This window comes from Amphritea sp. 1_MG-2023, from assembly GCF_030547545.1.
GTDB lineage: Bacteria > Pseudomonadota > Gammaproteobacteria > Pseudomonadales > Balneatricaceae > Amphritea.
Genome location: NZ_JAUOQE010000003.1, coordinates 99,289 through 119,541 on the forward strand (window position 1 = coordinate 99,289; position 20,253 = coordinate 119,541).

20 protein-coding genes are annotated in these 20,253 nt (G+C 47.3%); 17 read left to right on the forward strand and 3 right to left on the reverse strand.

From position 1 onward, the window contains the following. Positions 1-845 precede the first annotated feature (845 nt). From mnmG to Q4488_RS03270, 13 genes are all read left to right on the forward strand, one after another. On the forward strand, positions 846-2,735 hold the full coding sequence (gene mnmG, locus Q4488_RS03210; protein WP_303579015.1) for a tRNA uridine-5-carboxymethylaminomethyl(34) synthesis enzyme MnmG: 1,890 nt from the start codon (positions 846-848) through the stop codon (positions 2,733-2,735). Then, positions 2,735-3,361, forward strand: coding sequence for a 16S rRNA (guanine(527)-N(7))-methyltransferase RsmG (gene rsmG, locus Q4488_RS03215; protein WP_303579016.1), 627 nt, complete (start codon positions 2,735-2,737; stop codon positions 3,359-3,361). The genes mnmG and rsmG overlap by 1 nt, the downstream gene beginning before the upstream one ends. A gap of 2 nt (positions 3,362-3,363) precedes the next feature. Next, positions 3,364-4,170 (forward strand): ParA family protein, encoded by an 807-nt coding sequence (locus Q4488_RS03220; RefSeq protein WP_303579017.1) that lies wholly within the window; start codon positions 3,364-3,366, stop codon positions 4,168-4,170. A gap of 3 nt (positions 4,171-4,173) precedes the next feature. Continuing rightward, complete coding sequence (locus Q4488_RS03225; RefSeq protein ID WP_303579018.1) at positions 4,174-5,064, forward strand: ParB/RepB/Spo0J family partition protein; 891 nt, start codon at positions 4,174-4,176, stop codon at positions 5,062-5,064. A 155-nt stretch (positions 5,065-5,219) separates the two neighbouring features. Further along, a complete protein-coding gene (locus Q4488_RS03230) occupies positions 5,220-5,636 on the forward strand; it encodes an ATP synthase subunit I (protein WP_303579019.1) in 417 nt (138 codons plus the stop codon). Positions 5,637-5,652: 16 nt separating this feature from the next. After that, complete coding sequence (atpB, locus tag Q4488_RS03235) at positions 5,653-6,489, forward strand: F0F1 ATP synthase subunit A (protein WP_303579020.1); 837 nt, start codon at positions 5,653-5,655, stop codon at positions 6,487-6,489. Between the two features lie 61 nt (positions 6,490-6,550). Further along, the gene (atpE, locus tag Q4488_RS03240; protein WP_215954036.1) at positions 6,551-6,787 is read left to right on the forward strand and encodes a F0F1 ATP synthase subunit C; all 237 of its coding nucleotides are present in this window, start codon (positions 6,551-6,553) and stop codon (positions 6,785-6,787) included. A gap of 63 nt (positions 6,788-6,850) precedes the next feature. Further along, the gene (locus Q4488_RS03245) at positions 6,851-7,321 is read left to right on the forward strand and encodes a F0F1 ATP synthase subunit B (protein ID WP_303579021.1); all 471 of its coding nucleotides are present in this window, start codon (positions 6,851-6,853) and stop codon (positions 7,319-7,321) included. A gap of 12 nt (positions 7,322-7,333) precedes the next feature. Beyond that, on the forward strand, positions 7,334-7,873 hold the full coding sequence (locus Q4488_RS03250) for a F0F1 ATP synthase subunit delta (RefSeq protein WP_303579022.1): 540 nt from the start codon (positions 7,334-7,336) through the stop codon (positions 7,871-7,873). A 15-nt stretch (positions 7,874-7,888) separates the two neighbouring features. Beyond that, complete coding sequence (gene atpA, locus Q4488_RS03255) at positions 7,889-9,433, forward strand: F0F1 ATP synthase subunit alpha (protein WP_303579023.1); 1,545 nt, start codon at positions 7,889-7,891, stop codon at positions 9,431-9,433. A gap of 74 nt (positions 9,434-9,507) precedes the next feature. After that, a complete protein-coding gene (atpG, locus tag Q4488_RS03260) occupies positions 9,508-10,371 on the forward strand; it encodes a F0F1 ATP synthase subunit gamma (RefSeq protein WP_303579024.1) in 864 nt (287 codons plus the stop codon). A gap of 37 nt (positions 10,372-10,408) precedes the next feature. Then, positions 10,409-11,785 (forward strand): F0F1 ATP synthase subunit beta, encoded by a 1,377-nt coding sequence (gene atpD, locus Q4488_RS03265; RefSeq protein ID WP_303579025.1) that lies wholly within the window; start codon positions 10,409-10,411, stop codon positions 11,783-11,785. A gap of 34 nt (positions 11,786-11,819) precedes the next feature. Continuing rightward, a complete protein-coding gene (locus tag Q4488_RS03270; RefSeq protein WP_303579026.1) occupies positions 11,820-12,245 on the forward strand; it encodes a F0F1 ATP synthase subunit epsilon in 426 nt (141 codons plus the stop codon). 180 nt (positions 12,246-12,425) lie between these two features. Here Q4488_RS03270 and Q4488_RS03275 read toward each other — a convergent pair whose 3' ends face one another. Further along, positions 12,426-13,166: a TrmB family transcriptional regulator gene (locus Q4488_RS03275; protein WP_303579085.1), complete on the reverse strand. Its 741-nt coding sequence runs from the start codon at positions 13,164-13,166 to the stop codon at positions 12,426-12,428. 138 nt (positions 13,167-13,304) lie between these two features. On the opposite strand from Q4488_RS03275, the gene glmU reads away from it, so the two are divergent. Continuing rightward, entirely contained in the window at positions 13,305-14,672 is a 1,368-nt protein-coding gene (glmU, locus tag Q4488_RS03280) for a bifunctional UDP-N-acetylglucosamine diphosphorylase/glucosamine-1-phosphate N-acetyltransferase GlmU (RefSeq protein WP_303579027.1), read from the forward strand. A gap of 12 nt (positions 14,673-14,684) precedes the next feature. Continuing rightward, positions 14,685-16,514: a glutamine--fructose-6-phosphate transaminase (isomerizing) gene (gene glmS, locus Q4488_RS03285; protein WP_303579028.1), complete on the forward strand. Its 1,830-nt coding sequence runs from the start codon at positions 14,685-14,687 to the stop codon at positions 16,512-16,514. A 226-nt stretch (positions 16,515-16,740) separates the two neighbouring features. Here the strand turns inward: glmS and Q4488_RS03290 are convergent, their stop codons facing one another. Together Q4488_RS03290 and Q4488_RS03295 are read right to left on the reverse strand one after the other, a co-directional pair. After that, positions 16,741-17,934, reverse strand: a complete 1,194-nt coding sequence (locus Q4488_RS03290) for a YbfB/YjiJ family MFS transporter (protein ID WP_303579029.1) — start codon at positions 17,932-17,934, stop codon at positions 16,741-16,743. Between the two features lie 25 nt (positions 17,935-17,959). Continuing rightward, positions 17,960-18,547, reverse strand: a complete 588-nt coding sequence (locus Q4488_RS03295; protein ID WP_303579030.1) for a 2-hydroxychromene-2-carboxylate isomerase — start codon at positions 18,545-18,547, stop codon at positions 17,960-17,962. Between the two features lie 165 nt (positions 18,548-18,712). Here Q4488_RS03295 and Q4488_RS03300 point away from each other — a divergent pair, with 165 nt between their 5' ends. Next, positions 18,713-19,585, forward strand: coding sequence for a LysR family transcriptional regulator (locus Q4488_RS03300; protein ID WP_303579031.1), 873 nt, complete (start codon positions 18,713-18,715; stop codon positions 19,583-19,585). A gap of 79 nt (positions 19,586-19,664) precedes the next feature. After that, positions 19,665-20,243, forward strand: a complete 579-nt coding sequence (locus tag Q4488_RS03305) for a TetR/AcrR family transcriptional regulator (protein ID WP_303579032.1) — start codon at positions 19,665-19,667, stop codon at positions 20,241-20,243. Positions 20,244-20,253 lie beyond the last annotated feature (10 nt).

The following is a 20,253-nucleotide window of genomic DNA, read 5'->3' on the forward strand; positions in this document are numbered from 1 at the left end:
TTATTTTACCCACAACTCGAGCCGCACAACGACAAACGCATTAATCACTTATATATCAACAAGTTAAAAAAATAAAGCGAGTCTAACCTTTTTGTTTACTCACAAGCAACTGGGGATAACCTTGGGATTAAGCGTCTATAAAGTGTGAAGAAACAGTGTTTATTTTATTATTGATCAATACACCTTAATCGTCGTCGAATGACAGCTAATCGCAGGCACAATTGAGTTATACACCGATAAATAGCCATAAAAACTGTTTAAGTATCTGTTCTACTTGGATATTATAGCGCCGTGACTTTAACACACTGAAACGCGATCAGTTGTTTAGGTAAACTTCACTGAAAAAGTTATCCTCATAATGAAGATATCTAGGCGAAGAAGGTTAGTCACCATTGAGAGACTAAAATTTAACCTAAATTTTTATCCACTCAATCCTGTGTGTAAACTGTATAACAATGCATGAGCAACCGGTTGATGCTCCTGTGAATAAAAACACCTGTGTATAAGATGCCTAGTTACGCACAGCTCTGTGACACCCTATCCAGCGCTTAATCGCAGTTATACAACAGCCTTTTATGGCTTGTAAGTACATGAATTATATGAATATATACGTGTTATCAACTAAAAAGTGGCTGCTTAATAATAACCATAATCATAAAAAACATCTTTAAAGAACATATTTAATTAATAGTTAATAAGAAGTTAAAAAAAAAATCTTTAGTCAGTGTTCAAAGTTTAACCATTTCTATATTTGCCCCTTAGGTTTATACTTAGCGCCTTTTTCTGAGCCTCTGCCTATCGGCATAAAAATACAGGCTCTCTTTAATTAATGATGAGGTTAAACAGTGGACTATCCTGACCACTTTGATGTGATTGTAATTGGTGGAGGCCATGCCGGAACGGAAGCTGCTTTGGCTGCTGCACGTACGGGTGTTAAAACACTTCTGTTGACCCATAACATAGAAACCTTAGGGCAGATGTCTTGTAACCCTGCTATCGGTGGTATCGGTAAGAGTCATCTGGTTAAAGAGATCGATGCTTTAGGCGGCGCTATGGCTATCGCCACAGATAAAGGGGGGATTCAATTTCGTACCCTTAATTCCCGTAAAGGACCTGCTGTTAGAGCAACGCGTGCACAAGCCGATCGCATACTCTACAAAGCCGCCATTCGTGAAATTCTTGAAAATCAGCCAAATTTACAACTGTTTCAACAAGCCGCTGATGATCTGATTGTTGAAGGGGATTCTGTTAAAGGAGTGGTGACTCAGGCAGGTTTACGTTTCTTTGCCAATAATATTGTGTTGACGGTGGGTACGTTTCTCGGGGGTAAGATACATATTGGCCTAGATAACTATGCTGGAGGCCGCGCAGGTGATCCGCCATCGGTTGCTTTAGCCGATCGATTACGAGAATTACCATTACGGGTCGATCGATTAAAAACTGGCACACCACCGCGAATCGATGCTCGCAGTGTCGATTTCAGTTTAATGCAGGTACAACCCGGAGATACACCCACACCGGTGATGTCGTTTATGGGATCTCTCGCCGATCATCCTCGACAGATCAGTTGCTATATTACTCATACGAATGAACGCACCCATGATATCCTGCGTTCGGGTTTAGATCGCTCGCCGATGTATACCGGTGTCATTGATGGAGTAGGACCACGTTACTGTCCATCTGTTGAAGATAAAATAGTCCGCTTTGCCGATAAGACCAGTCATCAGGTGTTTGTCGAACCGGAAGGACTAACGACGCATGAGCTCTACCCAAATGGCATCTCGACCAGTTTGCCGTTTGATATTCAGTTAGCTGCAGTGCGATCTATCAAAGGCTTTGAACAGGCGTTTATTACGCGGCCGGGTTATGCCATCGAATATGATTACTTCGATCCGCAAGATCTTAAGCACACGTTAGAAACTAAAGTTATCAATGGTCTCTACTTTGCCGGTCAGATCAACGGTACGACCGGCTATGAAGAAGCTGGGGCTCAGGGGTTACTGGCGGGCGTTAACGCTTCTCTGCGCGCTCAGGAGAAGGATCAGTGGTATCCTCGCCGTGATGAAGCCTATATCGGTGTGTTGGTTGACGATCTGATTACCATGGGCACTTCAGAACCTTACCGTATGTTTACCAGCCGAGCGGAATACCGGTTGATTCTGCGTGAAGACAATGCGGATCTACGCCTGACTGAAAAAGGTCGTGAGCTTGGCCTCGTCGATGATGAGCGTTGGCAACGTTTCTGCGATAAACGCGAAGCCGTTGAGTTGGAAAATCAGCGCCTTAAAGAAACTTGGATACAGCCCGGCACGGCCGAAGCTGAACAGTTAAATACACAACTACAGCAGCCTATAAATCGGGAATATAACCTTCAAGACCTAGTGAAACGGCCTGAACTTAACTATGCCAAGGTTGCCGGTTTGAAAGGCACACCCGTTACCGATCCGCAGGTAGCTGAACAGGTTGAGATTCAGATTAAATATGCCGGTTATATTGACCGACAGAAAGGTGATATCGAAAAGGTTCGTCGTCAGGAAGACACGCTGTTACCGATCGATTTTGATTATGCGTCGGTGGGTGGTTTATCCAATGAGCTAACCGCTAAATTGGAACAGGTTAGGCCCGAAAGCATTGCCCAAGCAGCGCGGATTCAAGGGATGACACCCGCAGCGATCTCGTTGCTATTGATTCACCTGAAGAAGAAACAGATGACCGCTAAAAAGGCGCTGAATTGATGCAGCAGTACCGTAATCTACTTGAAAAACAGTGCCAACAGATCGATATCAAACTTAGCGATGAGCAGTATGATCAGTTGCTTAAGTACCATGCTTTGCTGATTAAATGGAATAAAGCTTTTAATCTCACGGCGGTTCGGTCACCTGAAGAGATGATTAGCCGACATCTCATCGATAGTTTGAGTGTCTTGCCTTATATTGAGGTAGAACGTTTGATTGATGTGGGTAGCGGTCCTGGATTACCGGGGATTCCGTTGGCTATTTGTCGGCCGGATCTGCCGATCACATTGCTCGATAGTAATATCAAAAAAAGCCGATTTCAGTTTCAAGCTAAAGCTGAATTAGGATTGGACAATATTGATGTGATTCATGATCGGGTTGAGAAGTACACGCCTGACGTCCTGTTCGATGGGGTGATCTCAAGGGCCTTTGCTTCCTTACAAGATATGCTCCATTGGACTTCACATCTGTGTGCTGAAGAGGGTGTTTTTCTTGCAATGAAAGGCATGTATCCTACTGAAGAAATTGAGTTATTACCTGAGTCCATAAATCTGCGCCAAAGTGTCCGGTTAAATGTACCCGGCACCGACGGCGAGCGGCATCTGTTGATGTTAGGGAGAACTTGAACGTGACCAAAATATTAACCATCACCAACCAGAAAGGTGGCGTAGGCAAAACAACGACCTGCGTTAATTTAGCTGCATCGTTAGCGGCTACCAAAAAACGGGTGCTGATGCTTGATATGGACCCTCAAGGCAACGCGACAATGGGCAGCGGCGTTGATAAGCATCATTTGAAAAACTCCGTGTATGAAGTGCTTATCGGTGAAGCCACGCTAGAAGAATCCATCATCAAAGGAGCTCCTGCTGGTTATGATTTAGTTGGTGCTAATGGCGATCTGACGGCCGCCGAAGTTGAACTGATACAGTTACCTCGACGCGAATTCAGAATGAAGATGGCGCTAGAAAAAGTAAAAGATAATTATGATTTTATTTTGATTGATAACCCGCCGTCGCTCAACTTACTTACCGTGAATGCCTTGGCTGCCTCGAGCGGTGTCATTATTCCGATGCAATGTGAATACTATGCCTTGGAAGGGATTAGTTCGTTGGTTGGAACGATCAATAAGATCAATAAACGCTTGAATCCGTCGCTCAAAATTGAGGGTATTTTGCGCACCATGTTTGACCCCCGAATGAGTCTGACCAAAGATGTGTCAGATCACTTAGTCGAATTTTTTGGTGATCAAGTTTATCGCACGGTTATTCCTCGTAACGTTCGCTTGGCCGAAGCGCCGAGCCATGGATTACCAGCATTGATGTATGATAAAAATTCGCGGGGGGCGGTGGCTTACCTCGCGTTGGCGGGTGAACTGATTCGTAAATCGAGTCAAGATGATAAACAACAGGCAGATAAACAGGAACAGGAAGACTGATTGATGGCGGCTAAAAAGCGTGGTTTAGGACGGGGACTGGATGCATTGTTATCAACCAGTACTAAATATGCAGAGGAAGCTGTAGTAACCGAGGTCAGCCAAGCGGGCAGTGATGGCTATTGTTTGATGCCTGTTGATCAGATTCAGCGAGGAAAATATCAGCCACGGCGGGATCTTGAGCCTCAAGCATTGGAAGAGTTGGCAAACTCTATCCTCGCTCAGGGGGTGATGCAACCGATTGTGGTGCGGCCTGTTGGCGACAATATTTATGAAATTATAGCGGGTGAACGTCGCTGGCGAGCCAGTCAGATGGCGGGCCTCGAGAGTATTCCAGCGGTGGTGCGTGATGTGCCGGATGAAGCCGCGATTGCGATGGCGCTGATTGAGAATATTCAACGTGAAAACCTGAATCCGATGGAAGAAGCGATTGCGCTGGATCGCTTGAAGATTGAATTCGATCTGACGCAGCAAGAAGTGGCTGATGCCGTTGGTAAATCCCGTTCAGCGGTGACTAACCTTCTGCGCTTGATGCACCTCAGTGAGGAAGTCAAAAGAATGCTTGAGTATGGTGATCTCGAAATGGGACATGCACGGGCGTTGTTGACTTTAGAAACAGACGAACAGCTAAAAGCGGCGAAACAGGTGGCGGGACAAGGACTTTCAGTCCGTCAAACTGAAGAATTAGTCCGTCAGTTACGCGAACCGGTGACGGACGTGAAGCCGGCTCCCGAGGCTAAGAAAACGAATCCTCAACTCGATCAACTGGCCAGCGAGCTATCGCAGCGCTTTGCCGCAAAAGTGGCAATCAATCAGAACCCTAAGGGCAAAGGTAAGATAACCATTAATTATGAATCTGCGGATGCTTTAACGGCCATTTTAGGTCACTTACGGTAATAAAGTATCAACTACTCACGATCTATTTAATACATTAGTGTAAAACCCTTATTGACTGGTTGAGTCTGAAGCCTTAACCCCATATAATCTGCTCGCTGATTAGGATGACCTATGCGAAATACGGCAGTTAAAGAGCGAAGAATTCGAACGTATCTGTGAAACAAGCAAAAAAAGCACGGCCTGGCGCGAAGTTTACTCAGTGGACACGAGCGAAGGTAAAAAGAGTTTTTCAGATACAGATAGTGGCGATAGTCGTTATCACGTTAGCAGCAATGTTACACAGTCTCGTTGCTGCTTACTCGGCTCTACTCGGTGGCATTGTTTATTTGCTGCCGAATGCGTTTTTTGCTTGGCGAGTCTTGGGTAGTCAGAGTGACACGCCTCGGGGTGTCCTGGCTGATATGTATATCGGTGAAATATGGAAAATGCTGATAACGATCCTCTGCTTTGCAGCGGTGTTTATCTTGGTTCAACCCCTGAGCCCATTTCCCTTATTTCTGACTTTTATTTTGCTTCAGATACTAAACTGGTATTTGCAAATGAAAGTCGATGACCGATTCCTGAAACTTTGAAACGAGAGAACTGAGAATGGCGAGTAGCGGTGACACATTAACATCCTCAGAGTATATATCCCACCACTTGACGAATCTGACTTTCGGCTACCATGAGGGTACCGATAGCTGGCGATTTGTTGATACCTCAAACGGTATCATGCCTGCAGATTTTGGCTTCTGGGCAATTCACGTGGATACAATGCTCTGGTCTATTGGACTGGGTTTGTTCTTTATCTGGCTGTTTAAGAAGGTTGCAAGTACAGCAACGTCTGGCGTACCGGGTAGTGTTCAAAACTTTGTCGAGTCGATTGTTGAATTCGTTGACGACAATGTAAACAGTATTTTTCATTACAAAAATGCGCTAATAGCCCCCTTAGCCTTGACCATCTTTATCTGGATATTCCTGATGAACTTGATGGATCTAGTGCCAGTCGATTGGGTGCCTTTCATCGCGCAAGAAATGGGCGTTGGTTACATGAAAATGGTACCGACAACCGATCCAAACGCAACGCTGGGTATGGCTTTCAGTGTCTTCTTCCTGATCGTTTACTACAGTATTAAGCAAAAGGGTGTTGGTGGATTTTTAGCAGAGCTGTCTTTCATGCCTCTGGGTAAATGGTTCTTACCATTTAACCTGTTCCTTGAGGTTGTCGGATTGTTAGCAAAACCGATCTCTCTGGCACTGCGTTTGTTCGGTAACATGTATGCAGGTGAAATGATCTTCATCCTAATTGCTATGTTACCTTTCTGGGCACAATGGTTGTTGTCTGTGCCTTGGGCTCTCTTTCATATTTTAGTTATCACTCTGCAAGCCTTTATATTCATGGTATTGACGATTGTCTACCTGGCTATGGCTCACGATGATCACTAAGTAGTGTGCGGGTTTAACTTTAACTTTAACTTTAACTTTGAAACTTTAATGGAGAAAACTGATGGAAATGGCTAATGCTGTAGTATTTCTAGCTGCTGCGATACTGATGGGCCTGGCTGCGATTGGCGCTGCTGTTGGTATCGGTAACTTGGGTGGTAAATTCCTAGAAGGCGCTGCGCGTCAACCTGAGTTGGTACCTTTACTGCGTTCTAACTTCTTCATCGTAATGGGTCTGGTTGATGCGGTACCTATGATCGGTGTTGGTCTGGGTATGTACCTGATGTTCGCTGTTGCGTAATTCTCGGATAGAAACTATCTACATCGAGTTACAACGTAATAATGAACAGCGAGGGGTAATGGCGTGAATATTAACTTAACCATCATCGGTCAGGCCATCTCATTCGCAATCTTTGTAATGATCTGCATGAAGTATGTATGGCCACCGATTACTGGTGCCCTAGCAGAGCGTAAAAAGAAGATTGCTGATGGTCTAGACGCTGCTGACCGCGCTCAACGTGATTTGGAACTAGCTCAAGAAAAAGCTATGTCCGATATGCGTAAGAGCAAAGAAGAAGCCGCCGCCGTCATTGAACAGGCTAATAAGCGGGCTAATCAGATCGTTGATGAAGCTAAAGAGAAAGCGCGTGAAGAGGCCAATCGCCTTATCACGGCTGCTAAAGCTGAAATCGATCAGGAAGCCAACCGTGCCAAAGAGACTCTCCGTGCTGAGGTTGCTACGCTAGTAGTTGCCGGTGCTGAGAAAATTCTTGAAGCGTCTGTTGACGCTAATGCGCACGCACAGCTTGTTGAAAAACTAGCTGCTGAGCTTTAAGCGAGGTTTACGATGGCTGAACTCAATACAGTTGCTCGGCCTTATACCAAAGCCGCTTTTGAGCACGCTGTAGCTAAGGGAAATCTTGATCAGTGGTCTGATATGCTGGCAACTGCAACCGCAGTCGCTCAGCATGAGACGATGAAACTGGTACTGGATAACCCAGGCTACACACGTGAGCAAAAAGCTGAGGCAATGATCTCTATCTGCGAAGAGCAGATGGAAGATCAATCAACAAAGAACTTTATTACTTTGTTGGCCGAAAATCAGCGCTTGGCTTTGTTACCAGAGATCTCTGTACAGTTTGAACAGTTGAAAGCAAATCAACAGCATACTGTTGATGTGAATCTGACAACTGCCTTTGATCTGGGCGAGCAGCAGCAACAAAAATTAACTCAGGCACTGAGCTCCAAGCTGGGCCGCGAAGTGAGTCTGACTACCGCAGTGGACAAGTCCATTATCGGTGGTGTGATCGTTCGAACCGACGATATGGTTATCGACGGCTCTATTCGTGCTCGACTGGCTAAGCTAGCCGAAGCAATGAACTCCTGAGTGTGAGGATTAAACATGCAGCAACTGAATCCATCTGAGATCAGCGAGATTCTTAAGAGCCGCATCGAGAAACTTGATGTCTCTTCTGAAGCACGTAATGAAGGTACTATCGTCAGCGTTTCTGACGGTATCATCCTGATTCACGGCTTAGCTGACGTAATGTACGGGGAAATGATTGAATTCCCTGGCGGTATCTACGGTATGGCGCTCAACCTTGAGCGTGACTCTGTAGGTGCTGTTGTACTGGGTGACTATCAGGGTCTGGTAGAAGGTATGACCGCGCGTTGTACTGGCCGAATCTTGGAAGTACCTGTTGGTCCGGAACTGCAGGGTCGTGTTGTAGACGCCCTGGGTAACCCGATCGACGGCAAAGGCCCAATCGAAACAAAACTGACTGACGCTGTTGAAAAGGTTGCACCGGGTGTAATCGAACGTCAATCAGTTGATCAGCCTGTACAGACTGGTCTGAAATCCATTGACGCCATGGTGCCAATTGGCCGTGGTCAGCGTGAGCTGATCATCGGTGACCGTCAGATTGGTAAATCTGCGATCGCGATTGACGCTATCATCAACCAGAAAGGCACCGGCGTTAAATGTGTCTACGTAGCGGTCGGACAGAAGCAGTCGACTATTGCTAACGTGGTCCGTAAGCTGGAAGAGCACGACGCAATGGCACATACCATTGTTGTTGCCGCTGGCGCATCTGATCCTGCAGCGATGCAGTTTCTAGCACCATACGCTGGTTGTTCTATGGGCGAATACTACCGTGACCGCGGTGAAGACGCTCTGATCGTATACGATGATCTGACTAAACAAGCTTGGGCTTACCGTCAAATCTCCCTGCTGCTGCGCCGCCCACCGGGCCGTGAAGCATACCCAGGTGACGTATTCTATCTTCACTCTCGTTTGCTGGAACGTGCTGCGCGCGTTAACCCAACCTATGTTGAGAAATTTACTAACGGTGAAGTTAAGGGCCAAACCGGTTCTTTGACTGCATTGCCAGTAATCGAAACACAAGGTGGTGACGTATCTGCATTCGTACCAACCAACGTTATCTCCATCACTGATGGTCAGATCTTCTTGGAAGCGGACCTGTTTAACTCAGGTATCCGTCCGGCGATCAACGCTGGTTTGTCTGTATCCCGTGTAGGTGGTGCCGCTCAGACTAAGATCATCAAGAAGTTGGGTGGTGGTGTTCGTTTGGCTCTGGCTCAGTATCGTGAACTGGCGGCATTCGCTCAGTTTGCCTCTGATCTGGATGATGCGACTCGTGCTCAACTTGAGCATGGTCAACGTGTCACCGAGCTGATGAAGCAGATGCAGTACTCACCAATGTCAGTTGCTGACATGGGTTTGAGTCTGTTCGCTGCAAACGAAGGCTTCCTAAACGATATCGAGCTGAACAAGATCCTTGATTTTGAAGCGTCTTTGATCGCTTATTTCAACAGCGAGTATGCTGATGTAATGGGCAAGATCAATGAAAGTGGCGCTTTCAACGATGAGATCTCGTCTCAATTTAAGGCTGGTATCGAAAAGTTCAAATCTACCCAAACTTGGTAATCGCTCATTAGAGTCGGGGTCTGTATAAGTCATTATGCAGGCCTGAACTAAGTAAAGGTTTAATAGGTGGAACTATGGCAGCCGGAAAAGAGATAAAGACACAGATAAGCAGTATTCAGGGCACACGTAAGATTACCAGCGCTATGGAAATGGTGGCTGCATCTAAAATGCGTAAGGCTCAGGATCGCATGCAGGAAAGCCGTCCTTATGCTCGGAATATCCGTAGCGTAATTCAGCACCTGGCGAAATCCAATCCTGAATATAAGCATCTGTATCTGCAACAGCGCGAAGTAAAGCGTGTCGGTTTCATTGTATTAGCGACTGACCGTGGTCTCTGCGGTGGCTTGAACATCAATGCGTTCAAAGTAGCAGTTGCCAAGATGAAAGAGTTCAAAGAGCAGAATATCGAAATTGATATCTGTGCGCTGGGCTCTAAGTCTGTAAGCTTCTTTAAAACATTTGGCGGTAATGTAACCGCAGCAAAAGCTGGTTTGGGTGATAAGCCTGAAATCGTTGAGCTGATTGGTACCGTTAAGGTGATGTTGGATGCTTATGATGAAGGCAAGCTAGATATGTTGTTCGTCGTATCTAACGAATTCGTTAATACGATGACGCAAAAGCCACAAGTAGAGCAAATTCTTCCGCTGAAAGCAGAAGATGATGATGACCGTCTTAACCATCACTGGGATTACATCTACGAACCCGATGCAAAAGAGCTGTTGAACGGCTTACTGGTTCGTTACATTGAGTCCCTGGTCTATCAGGCCGTGGTTGAGAACAATGCCTGCGAACAGGCAGCACGAATGCTGGCGATGAAGAATGCAACTGATAACGCCGGTGACCTCATCGATGAGCTGCAAATGGTTTATAACAAGGCTCGTCAAGCTGCGATTACTCAAGAAATTTCTGAGATCGTAAGTGGTGCTGCTGCTGTATAAGGCAGTTAACAGGTTTAAATGTTAAGAGGATCCGAACATGAGTAGCGGACGTATTGTTCAGATTATCGGCGCTGTCGTTGACGTGGAATTTCCACGCGACAATGTACCGAAAATCTATGATGCACTGACTGTTGAGTCTAAAGGACTCACACTGGAAGTTCAGCAGCAGCTGGGTGATGGTGTGGTACGTGCAATCGCTATGGGTCAGACGGAAGGCGTAAGCCGTGGTCTGGACGTAGTTAACACTGGTGCGCCAGTTTCTGTACCCGTTGGTACAGCGACACTGGGTCGTATCATGGATGTATTAGGTAACCCAATCGATGAGTGTGGCCCTATTGGTGAAGAAGAGCGTATGCCTATTCACCGTAAAGCGCCTTCTTATGCTGATCAAGCAGCGTCTAACGAGCTGTTGGAAACCGGTATCAAGGTTATCGATTTGGTATGCCCATTCGCGAAGGGTGGTAAAGTTGGTCTATTCGGTGGTGCCGGTGTAGGTAAAACCGTCAACATGATGGAACTGATCCGTAACATCGCGATCGAGCACTCTGGCTTCTCCGTATTTGCGGGTGTAGGTGAGCGTACTCGTGAAGGTAACGATTTCTACTACGAGATGAAAGAATCCAACGTATTGGATAAAGTATCTCTGGTATACGGTCAGATGAATGAGCCTCCAGGTAACCGTCTACGTGTTGCGCTGACAGGCCTGACAATGGCTGAGAAATTCCGTGACGAAGGTCGTGACGTACTGTTGTTCGTTGACAACATCTACCGTTACACACTGGCAGGGACAGAAGTATCTGCACTGCTGGGTCGTATGCCTTCTGCGGTAGGTTATCAGCCAACACTGGCGGAAGAGATGGGCGTTCTGCAAGAGCGTATCACCTCAACTAAGACGGGTTCTATCACGTCTATTCAAGCGGTATACGTACCAGCGGATGACTTGACCGATCCATCACCAGCGACCACCTTCTCGCACTTGGATGCAACTGTTGTATTGTCGCGTCAAATTGCTGAGCTGGGTATCTATCCTGCGGTTGATCCACTGGATTCTACTTCTCGTCAGCTGGATCCACTGGTTATCGGTCAAGAGCATTATGATACTGCTCGTCAGGTACAGGGTGTTCTACAGCGCTATAAAGAGCTGAAAGACATCATTGCTATCCTGGGTATGGATGAGCTGTCTGAAGAAGACAAGCAGGTCGTTACTCGCGCACGTAAGATTCAGCGCTTCCTGTCTCAGCCATTCTTCGTAGCCGAAGTATTTACCGGCGCTCCAGGTAAGTATGTTTCTCTGAAAGACACAATTACTGCATTTAAGGGTATCCTTGCTGGTAATTATGATGATCTGCCAGAGCAAGCGTTCTATATGGTTGGCGGTATCGACGAAGTGGTTGAAAAAGCTAAGAGCATGTAAATGCGCTTAGTTAACCTTTTAAAAGGATAACAACATGGCTATGACTGTTCATTGTGACATCGTGAGTGCTGAAGAAGAGATCTTCTCTGGTCTTATCGAGTTCGTTTCAGTGACAGGTAGCCTGGGTGATCTGGGTATTTACCCGGGTCACGCTCCGCTTCTGTCGGAACTGAAACCAGGTCCTGTAGAGCTAAAGAAACAGGGTGGTGAGCAGGAGATTTTCTACGTTTCTGGTGGATTCATTGAAGTTCAGCCGCATAAAGTCTCTGTCCTAGCGGACGTTGCACTGCGTGTCGGTGATATCAATGAAGCTGCTGCAGAAGAAGCGAAGAAACATGCTGAAAATGCGATGGCTGATAAGAGCAGCGAACTGGATTATTCCCGTGCGACCGCTCAATTGGCTGAAGCTGCAGCTCAACTGCGTACTATTCAGCAGATTCGTAAGAAAATGGGTAAATAACCCAGTTTTACTTAACTGCTACTCGAATAAAAAACAGCCTCCGGGCTGTTTTTTTGTTTAAAAATTGCCTGTTGCTGATTCGAACACTTCAAGCGCGTCTATTTAGGTCATTCATCAAGCCATCTTAATAGCGTCGAGAAGTTGTTGTATAACGCTAGAGAAGGGCCATCGAACCTCTATCTAAAGCAATCCCCATAGCGTATCAAAGATAATCTGCTGGGCAGCGGCTACCTCTTTTGATTCGATCACCACGGCGGTAGGGTAGTTAGCTGAGGCTAGCGAAATAATGGCGCATTTGGGCGGATAAACAGCGATATAAGCGGCATCCACTTTCCCTTCCGTTTTAATCCATTTACGGGCACTTAGCTCGGCATCCTCACCGCCGTCACCAATCGCAATTACCTTAACCTCAATACCTTTTTGGATCCGTTGTGAGGTAAAGTTAGGGAAAGGTCGGTACAGATGATTACGAATGGGCTTTGACGAAAACACGGAATAGCGTTTTGGTTGCTGGGCTTCAACGGTATTGAGAATATCCCGTAGTACCTGTTCGATACCGCTATCGCCTTCATAATAACTCACATTGGCGGTATTAAAATCGGGCATCAGGTGATGTAGTTCGGGCACGATTTTCGTTTTAAGTTGATCAATCGCTGAATTGAGTGAGTGCCGACGTTCTTCTGCCAATTGCAGTAGCACCTCGGGCTCCCTAGCACTGAATAGGCGACGTTTCCCTTTGGGTAGGTAAGTGACAATCCCTTTTTGCTGCATGCCTTTCAGGCAGTCGTAGGTTGTTCCTCGGTTGATGCCCGCTTGTTCGGCAATGGTACGGATGGCGCTCGGCCCGAGCGAGAGTACAGCACGATAGATAGTGATCTCACGTTGAGTCAGACCGAGTAGTTCAAACAGTTCATCATTCATAGTTGTCAATTTTTCTCTGACATTTAATGTTGCATCTAAGGACAGTTAGATTAAAGTTCTGTTAAATAGCCGTTTGTGTCAACAGTCGTCGATATAACATATAGATCTACACTGTCATTAACTAGGGAAACCTCTGATTTGAATACCCTCGATATCGTTATTCTGGCCGCAGGCCAGGGTAGCCGGATGAAATCATCTTTACCTAAAGTGCTGCATACCATTGGTGGTAAGCCAATGCTTCAACATGTGATTGATAATGCATCCTCATTGTCTGAGGCGAAACTACATATCGTGATCGGCCATGAAGCCGAGCATGTCAAAGCAGCATTGTCAGGACAGGATGTTCAGTTTGCCCTACAAACAGAGCAGCGGGGCACCGGTCATGCGGTGGCTCAAGCCCTGCCTAATATTGCCGATGATGGTGTCGTCTTGGTGCTGTATGGCGATGTGCCGTTAACTCAGGCTGAAACCATGGCTGAATTGGTCAAAATCGCTCAACGCGGGCAGTTGGGTTTGTTGACGGTTAATCTTGACGATCCGACAGGCTATGGGCGGATTGTGCGCAGTGATGCCGGTGATGTGGTGGCTATTGTCGAACATAAGGATGCTAGCGAAGCACAACGCGCGATTACTGAAGTGAATACCGGTATTTTGGCGTTATCTTCAGAGCAGCTTAATGATTGGATTCCACAGCTCTCTGCCAACAATGCGCAGGGGGAATACTATTTAACCGATATTATAGCGATGGCCGCCGAACAAGGCGTACGCATACAAGCGATACAACCGCGCACAACGCAAGAGGTGCAAGGGGTTAATAATCGCCTACAACAAGCTGAGTTAGAACGTTGGTATCAGCGAGGTCAGGCGGAAGCCTTGATGTTAAATGGAGTTTCTCTGGCCGATCCCGCGCGGCTAGATGTGCGCGGTGAAGTCAGTGTCGGGCATGATGTGACTATCGATATTAATGTCATACTCGACGGTAAAGTGGTGATTGGCGATAACGTTACGATTGAAGCCAACTGTATTATTAAAGATTCTCAGATTGGCAGCGGTACGCATATCAAGGCTAACTCAATACTGGAGCAAGCCGAAGTGGCCGAGCACTGTGATATTGGGCCTTTTGCGCGGTTACGTCCCGGCACTCAATTAGCTAGCCACGCTAAAATAGGTAATTTTGTCGAAACCAAGAAAGCTAATATTGGTGTGGGCAGTAAAGTCAGTCATTTGAGTTATATTGGTGATGCCGAGGTCGGCGCTGGCGTTAATATCGGTGCCGGCACTATCACCTGTAACTACGACGGGGTTAATAAATTTACCACCGAGATTGGCGATGATGCCTTTATAGGCTCTAACACGGCCTTGGTGGCACCGGTCAAGATTGGTGCCGGTGCAACGATTGGAGCCGGTTCAACGATTACCAAAACGGTCGAGGACGAGCAGCTCGCGATTACTCGCGTTAAACAGGCGCATCTAAATAACTGGCAGCGTCCGGCTAAAAAATCATAAGGAAACAGAATTATGTGTGGAATAGTAGGTGCTATCGCCAGCCGGAATATTTCAACGATTCTGTTGGAAGGGCTTAAACGATTGGAATATCGAGGCTATGATTCTGCCGGTATGGCGGTTTTAAATAGTCAAACCGGGCAGTTGGATTGTCTCAAGCGGGTGGGTAAGGTGGCTCAATTAGAAGCCGCTTTGAGTGATTTACCCTTACCCGGTCACTTGGGCATTGCTCATACTCGCTGGGCAACGCATGGGAAACCGGAGCAACGCAATGCCCATCCACATCTGTCGGCAGAACGTATTGCGGTGGTTCATAACGGCATTATTGAAAACTACTCGGCACTGAAAGACGAATTGAGTGCGGCGGGTTATGAGTTTCTGTCCGATACCGATACCGAGGTGATAACGCACCTGATACACCGAGAAGTGGTGGCGGGTAAAAGCCTGAAACAAGCCTTGAAAGTCTGTTTATCACGGTTGGGTGGCGCCTATGCATTGGCGGTGATCGATCGGCAACAGCCCGATCTGTTATTAGCTACGCGAATGGGGAGCCCGCTGGTTATTGGGGTGGGTAGCGAAGAAAACTTTATCGCATCCGATCCATTAGCGCTGTTACAGGTGACCGATCGCTTTATCTATCTGGAAGAAGGTGACCTAGCCACCATTAGTCGTACCGATGTTCAGGTTGATGATGCGGCTGAAAAACCGGTTCAACGAGAGATTCAGCGATTTGAACATGGACACGATGCGGCGGATAAAGGTAGCTACCGTCACTATATGCTGAAAGAGATCTATGAGCAGCCGCAGGTGATTCGTCAGGCGCTTGAAGGACGGATTCATCAGGGCCATGTGCTCGAACAGGTTTTTGGTAGTGATGCTTCGGCGTTGTTCGATCAGGTAAAAATGGTGCAAATTATCGCCTGTGGCACCAGTTATAATGCCGGCGTGGTTGCGCGCTATTGGATCGAAAAACTGGTGGGTATTCCGTGTATGGTGGAAGTGGCCAGCGAATTTCGTTATCGAAAAACCGTGTGTATGCCGGGCACGCTATTTATCACCCTATCTCAATCCGGTGAAACGGCAGATACACTGTCAGCCTTGAGAGAAGCGAAAGAACAGGATTATGTTGGCTTTTTGTCGATCTGTAATGTGGCGGGCAGTTCGTTGGTACGTGAATCGGATTTAGCGTTGATGACCAATGCCGGTCCTGAGATCGGTGTCGCCTCAACCAAAGCCTTTACCAGTCAGTTGGTTGTGTTGATGCTAACGACGTTAGTGTTAGGCCGTCGTTATGGTTTGGAGGGTGAAGCTGAGATCGTTGCACAACTGGAACAGTTGGCCGGTTTAACCGAACAGGTGTTAACACTGGATGCACAAATTCAGAAGATGGCCGAGCACTTTGTCGATAAACATCATGCACTGTTTTTAGGCCGAGGCACGATCTATCCGGTGGCTGTCGAAGGGGCGCTCAAGCTGAAAGAGATCTCCTATATTCATGCAGAGGCTTATCCCGCTGGGGAGTTGAAACATGGCCCGTTGGCCTTGGTCGATGAAAATATGCCGGTGGTCGCGGTGGCTCCGAATAACTCGTTGTTGGAAAAATTACAGGCCAACTTAGAAGAGGTGCGCGCACGGGGTGGAAAGCTATTCCTCTTTGCCGACTCCAAAGCCCAGGTAAAACCGGGTAATGATCTGGAATTAATCACTCTGCCGGATGTACCGACAGTGATGGCGCCGATCATCTATTCGATTCCGTTACAGCTATTGGCTTATTATGTTGCTGTGCTGAAAGGCACCGATGTCGATCAGCCGCGAAATCTTGCTAAATCGGTGACGGTCGAATAGGCGTTTTGTGAAGCGTGTTATCGGTGTGTTATGACAATAAAGTTTGATAAGTAACCCGATAATTTGATCAAGATACTGTGAATGAAAAGCCTATCGATAAATCGATAGGCTTTTTTTATAGTGTTTACTTCAGCAAACGGTGTCGTGAAAGCCGAATAAAGGGTGACGAAGATCGGTAAGTGTTTAGGCCTATCTTCGCTTACTAACATATTGGACATATTTGGCTTTAGTTGACGGAGCTGAGGGGGGATTGTGTTTTAGGTTCTCGTGCTTTAAGCATCAGTAGCAGTATGCTACCCAAAGCCATAATGAAGGCGGCCATATAAACCGCGCTGATATAGTTACCACTGTGCTCTGCTAATAGGCCCGCTAATGCCGGAGCGATGATCTGAGCGGTGCCAAAAGACAGTGTCATCTTGCCCATCATTTTGGCTGGACGGGTAGGGTAATAACGTCCCGCCATGGTGAGCACCAGACACACCATACCAACGAAGGTGCCGCCATATAAGATCGCGCCGATCATCGTCAATAGATAGCTGGTTTCGATGACGGGCAGCAGTATGCCGATCACCTGTAATATGCTGGCACAGATCAATGCGTTGAGTGGGCCAAAGCGTCGAGCGATGAAGTCCCAACCGATAGCGCTGGGGGTGGCCGCCAGTCCGATGATGAGAAATGCCCAGCTACCCTGTCCTTCAAGTCCGGGTAGTTGATCAACCAGTGCCACGATAAAGGTGGCGCTGATCACATAGCCGACACCGGCGCAGAAGTAAGCCACCTGAAAGAGGCGCATAAAGGCCGCACTCGGTGGGGCATCGATCAAGGTTTCGCCGCGAGTGGTCTGCTGGGTTTTATCGGGCGGCGGCAACCAGCGCCATGCGGGTATCATGATAAATACGCCAATTAGGGTTAATAAAACCCACTGTTCACGCCAATCAAAATAGGCTTGCATCGATTCGATCGCGATAGCACAGAGAACGATGCCCAAGCCGACGCCACAGAAATGAATACCGAGTTCACTGTGATGACCGTGACGCATCAGCCAGTTGAGAATTAATCCCGATCCGAGCAACATGCCGCCTGCGCAACTCAAGCCCGCGAGGAAGCGACACACGGCCCATAGCCACAGGTTATCCGTTAGCCCCATACCAATGGTCGTCACTAATGCCATGATTAAGCCACAACGATAGAGGCGATCTTTTATCACTAGATCGCTGATCATCGCCGCTATTAATGCACCACAGAGATAGCCAAAATAATTGATCGCGGCTAATCCGCCACCCTCTGAGATACCGAGTCCGGCGTGCTGTTGCATGATCGGTAGCATCGGCGTCAAGGCGAAACGTGCGATACCCATGGTGAGCATCAGGCTTAATATGCCGGAGCTGAGCACTTTTAAACGTTGGGTTTTATTATGCATGGGACGGCCTCTGGAGAATCAAGTTTTACTTGGCAAGGGCTTTTTCAACCCACTCCAGGCGGTCTTGACCGAAAAATAGCTCATCATCAACAAACATGGAGGGAGCACCAAAGATACCCCGTGCGGTGGCGGCTTGAGTGGCATCCATTAGAGCGGTTTTAAGGCTGGGTTGAGCTATCTCAGCCATCACGGTGGCGGCATTAAAACCTGCACTGTTTAATACGGCTTCCAGATCAGGCTGAGCGGAGAGATCCTTACCATCGACCCAGGCGGCGGTGAACATCGCTTGATTGTAGGCTTCGAGTTGATGGTTAGCCTGAGCCCAGAGCGCGCCACGCATAACCTTAACCGTATTGAAAGGGAAGTGAGGGTTGAGTTGATACGGCACACCATAGTGATCGGCATAGCGTTGTATATCTTGTTTAACCCAATTCCACTTTGCGGGAATGGTGATCGGGCTAATATTGTCACAGGCATTAAAAACACCGCCTAATAATATAGGTTTGTAGTTGATATGTGCCCCCGTACGTTGAGCGATGCCCTCTAGCTGTGTCCATGCCAGATAGGAGGCAACACTGATAATGTCATAATAGAAATCGATTGTTTTTTTCATGCTGTATTCCTTAATGATCGCCGCTAGCCACAATCAGTGCGATAGGTCTGTTGGTGGTCATCGTTAGCCTCTAATGAGTGATGATGGGATAGTAAAAGCCTAGTTGTTCTCGTATGATAAATAAAATCGATTATATCTATGGTTATTATAATCAGGAGTTATTATATGGAGCTGCAACAGCTGCGCTGCTTTTTAGCCGCGGCGGAACTCGAAAACTTCACTCGGGGCGCTAAACGTGCTTTTGTGTCACAGCCGGCACTCTCGGCATCGATTTCAAAATTGGAAGCTGAGATGGGGGTAAAGCTGTTTACGCGCAATAAGCGTAATGTGGTGTTGACCCCCGCAGGGCGTATGCTGCTCAAAAGAGCCAAAAATATTATGCATGAGTGCGCTCGCGCGAAAGATGAACTGAAGCATCATGATATGCAGCGGGTGCTACGCCTTGGCGTTATTAATACCCTATCGATTACTCATGTTGCTCGGTTGATTGAGCAATACCGTCGGCAACACCCCCACTTACGTTTGAACGTCTTTGATGCCAGTGAAGCGGAGATGGAACAATTGGCGCAAGCGGGACGAATTGATATGGCACTGACAGTGTTATCAGCAGCGACGGATAATGGCGGCGCATTTAATCAATCGCAGGCGTTATTTTCAGAATCGTATCACTTGGCGATGGCCGCGGATCATCATTTGAGTCAATTACCTTCTGTCAGTCTAACGGATTTACAGCATGAGCCTTTTATTGCTCGCTCTCACTGTGAATACCGACGTGTTTTTCAAGCGCTGCTCAAAGATAGCGATGTGCGTCTGACGGTTGCGTATGTTACCAATCAAGATGATCGCGCGTTACGGCTGGTGGAAGAAGGCGTGGGAGTGGCGTTTATGCCAGAACATTACACATCACCGGGTATCGTTAAGCGGCCGTTACTCAACGCAGCAGAACAAAGAACGATCGGCTTTACATGGGCGGCGGGGAATAATCAGGATGAAGTGGATCAATTGGTCGCATTTGCCTGTACGGCACGCTGGCCATGAACGGTCGATCAGATTGTTTTGAACGAGTGCTCAGGTTATAATTTACCAATCTCAACTCCATGCAAAGGCCGAAACCAAGGTGTCAAACTTAAAATATGATCGTCAGGATGTTATCGATAGGGCGACGGATCTGTTTTGGGCCAAGGGTTATCACGCCACCTCGATGCGCAATCTGCAGGAGGTTGTCGATATGCGGCCGGGCAGTATCTATGCTTGCTTTGGTAGCAAAGATGGCCTGTTCAAAGAGACATTACAACATTACGCTCAGAAGAGTCAGCAACGCTTGAAAGCCTGTCTCGCAGCATCAGCATCACCGCTTGATGGATTGAAGTTATTTGTTCGAGGGGCGGTGACAGACTGCAGTACTTCGGCCCCGAGTGGTATGTGCATGTTGGTGAAAACCATCTCCGAGTTGACGCAAGAAAATACCGAGTTACTCGTTGAGGCACAGCAGTTACTCCAGGGTATCGAAGCCATGATGGCATCGATACTGCGACAGGCTCAGGAGCAGGGCGAGATCAATGCGACTAAATCGCCCGAACGTTTGGCGCGTTCGCTACAAGTGCAGTTGATGGGGCTACGTGTTTATGCGAGCACTAGCACAGATAGCCAACAACTTGATCAGTTGATCGAAGATCTGTTTGATAATCTGCGCTGAATGATACCGT

Coding starts and splice junctions, on each gene's coding strand:
- rsmG (WP_303579016.1), top strand. CDS start 2,735: ATGCAGCAGTACCGTAATCTACTTGAAAAACAGTGCCAACAGATCGAT.
- Q4488_RS03225 (WP_303579018.1), top strand. CDS start 4,174: ATGGCGGCTAAAAAGCGTGGTTTAGGACGGGGACTGGATGCATTGTTA.
- atpB (WP_303579020.1), top strand. CDS start 5,653: ATGGCGAGTAGCGGTGACACATTAACATCCTCAGAGTATATATCCCAC.
- atpE (WP_215954036.1), top strand. CDS start 6,551: ATGGAAATGGCTAATGCTGTAGTATTTCTAGCTGCTGCGATACTGATG.
- Q4488_RS03250 (WP_303579022.1), top strand. CDS start 7,334: ATGGCTGAACTCAATACAGTTGCTCGGCCTTATACCAAAGCCGCTTTT.
- atpA (WP_303579023.1), top strand. CDS start 7,889: ATGCAGCAACTGAATCCATCTGAGATCAGCGAGATTCTTAAGAGCCGC.
- atpG (WP_303579024.1), top strand. CDS start 9,508: ATGGCAGCCGGAAAAGAGATAAAGACACAGATAAGCAGTATTCAGGGC.
- atpD (WP_303579025.1), top strand. CDS start 10,409: ATGAGTAGCGGACGTATTGTTCAGATTATCGGCGCTGTCGTTGACGTG.
- Q4488_RS03270 (WP_303579026.1), top strand. CDS start 11,820: ATGGCTATGACTGTTCATTGTGACATCGTGAGTGCTGAAGAAGAGATC.
- Q4488_RS03275 (WP_303579085.1), bottom strand. CDS start 13,166: ATGAATGATGAACTGTTTGAACTACTCGGTCTGACTCAACGTGAGATC.
- glmS (WP_303579028.1), top strand. CDS start 14,685: ATGTGTGGAATAGTAGGTGCTATCGCCAGCCGGAATATTTCAACGATT.
- Q4488_RS03290 (WP_303579029.1), bottom strand. CDS start 17,934: ATGCATAATAAAACCCAACGTTTAAAAGTGCTCAGCTCCGGCATATTA.
- Q4488_RS03295 (WP_303579030.1), bottom strand. CDS start 18,547: ATGAAAAAAACAATCGATTTCTATTATGACATTATCAGTGTTGCCTCC.
- Q4488_RS03300 (WP_303579031.1), top strand. CDS start 18,713: ATGGAGCTGCAACAGCTGCGCTGCTTTTTAGCCGCGGCGGAACTCGAA.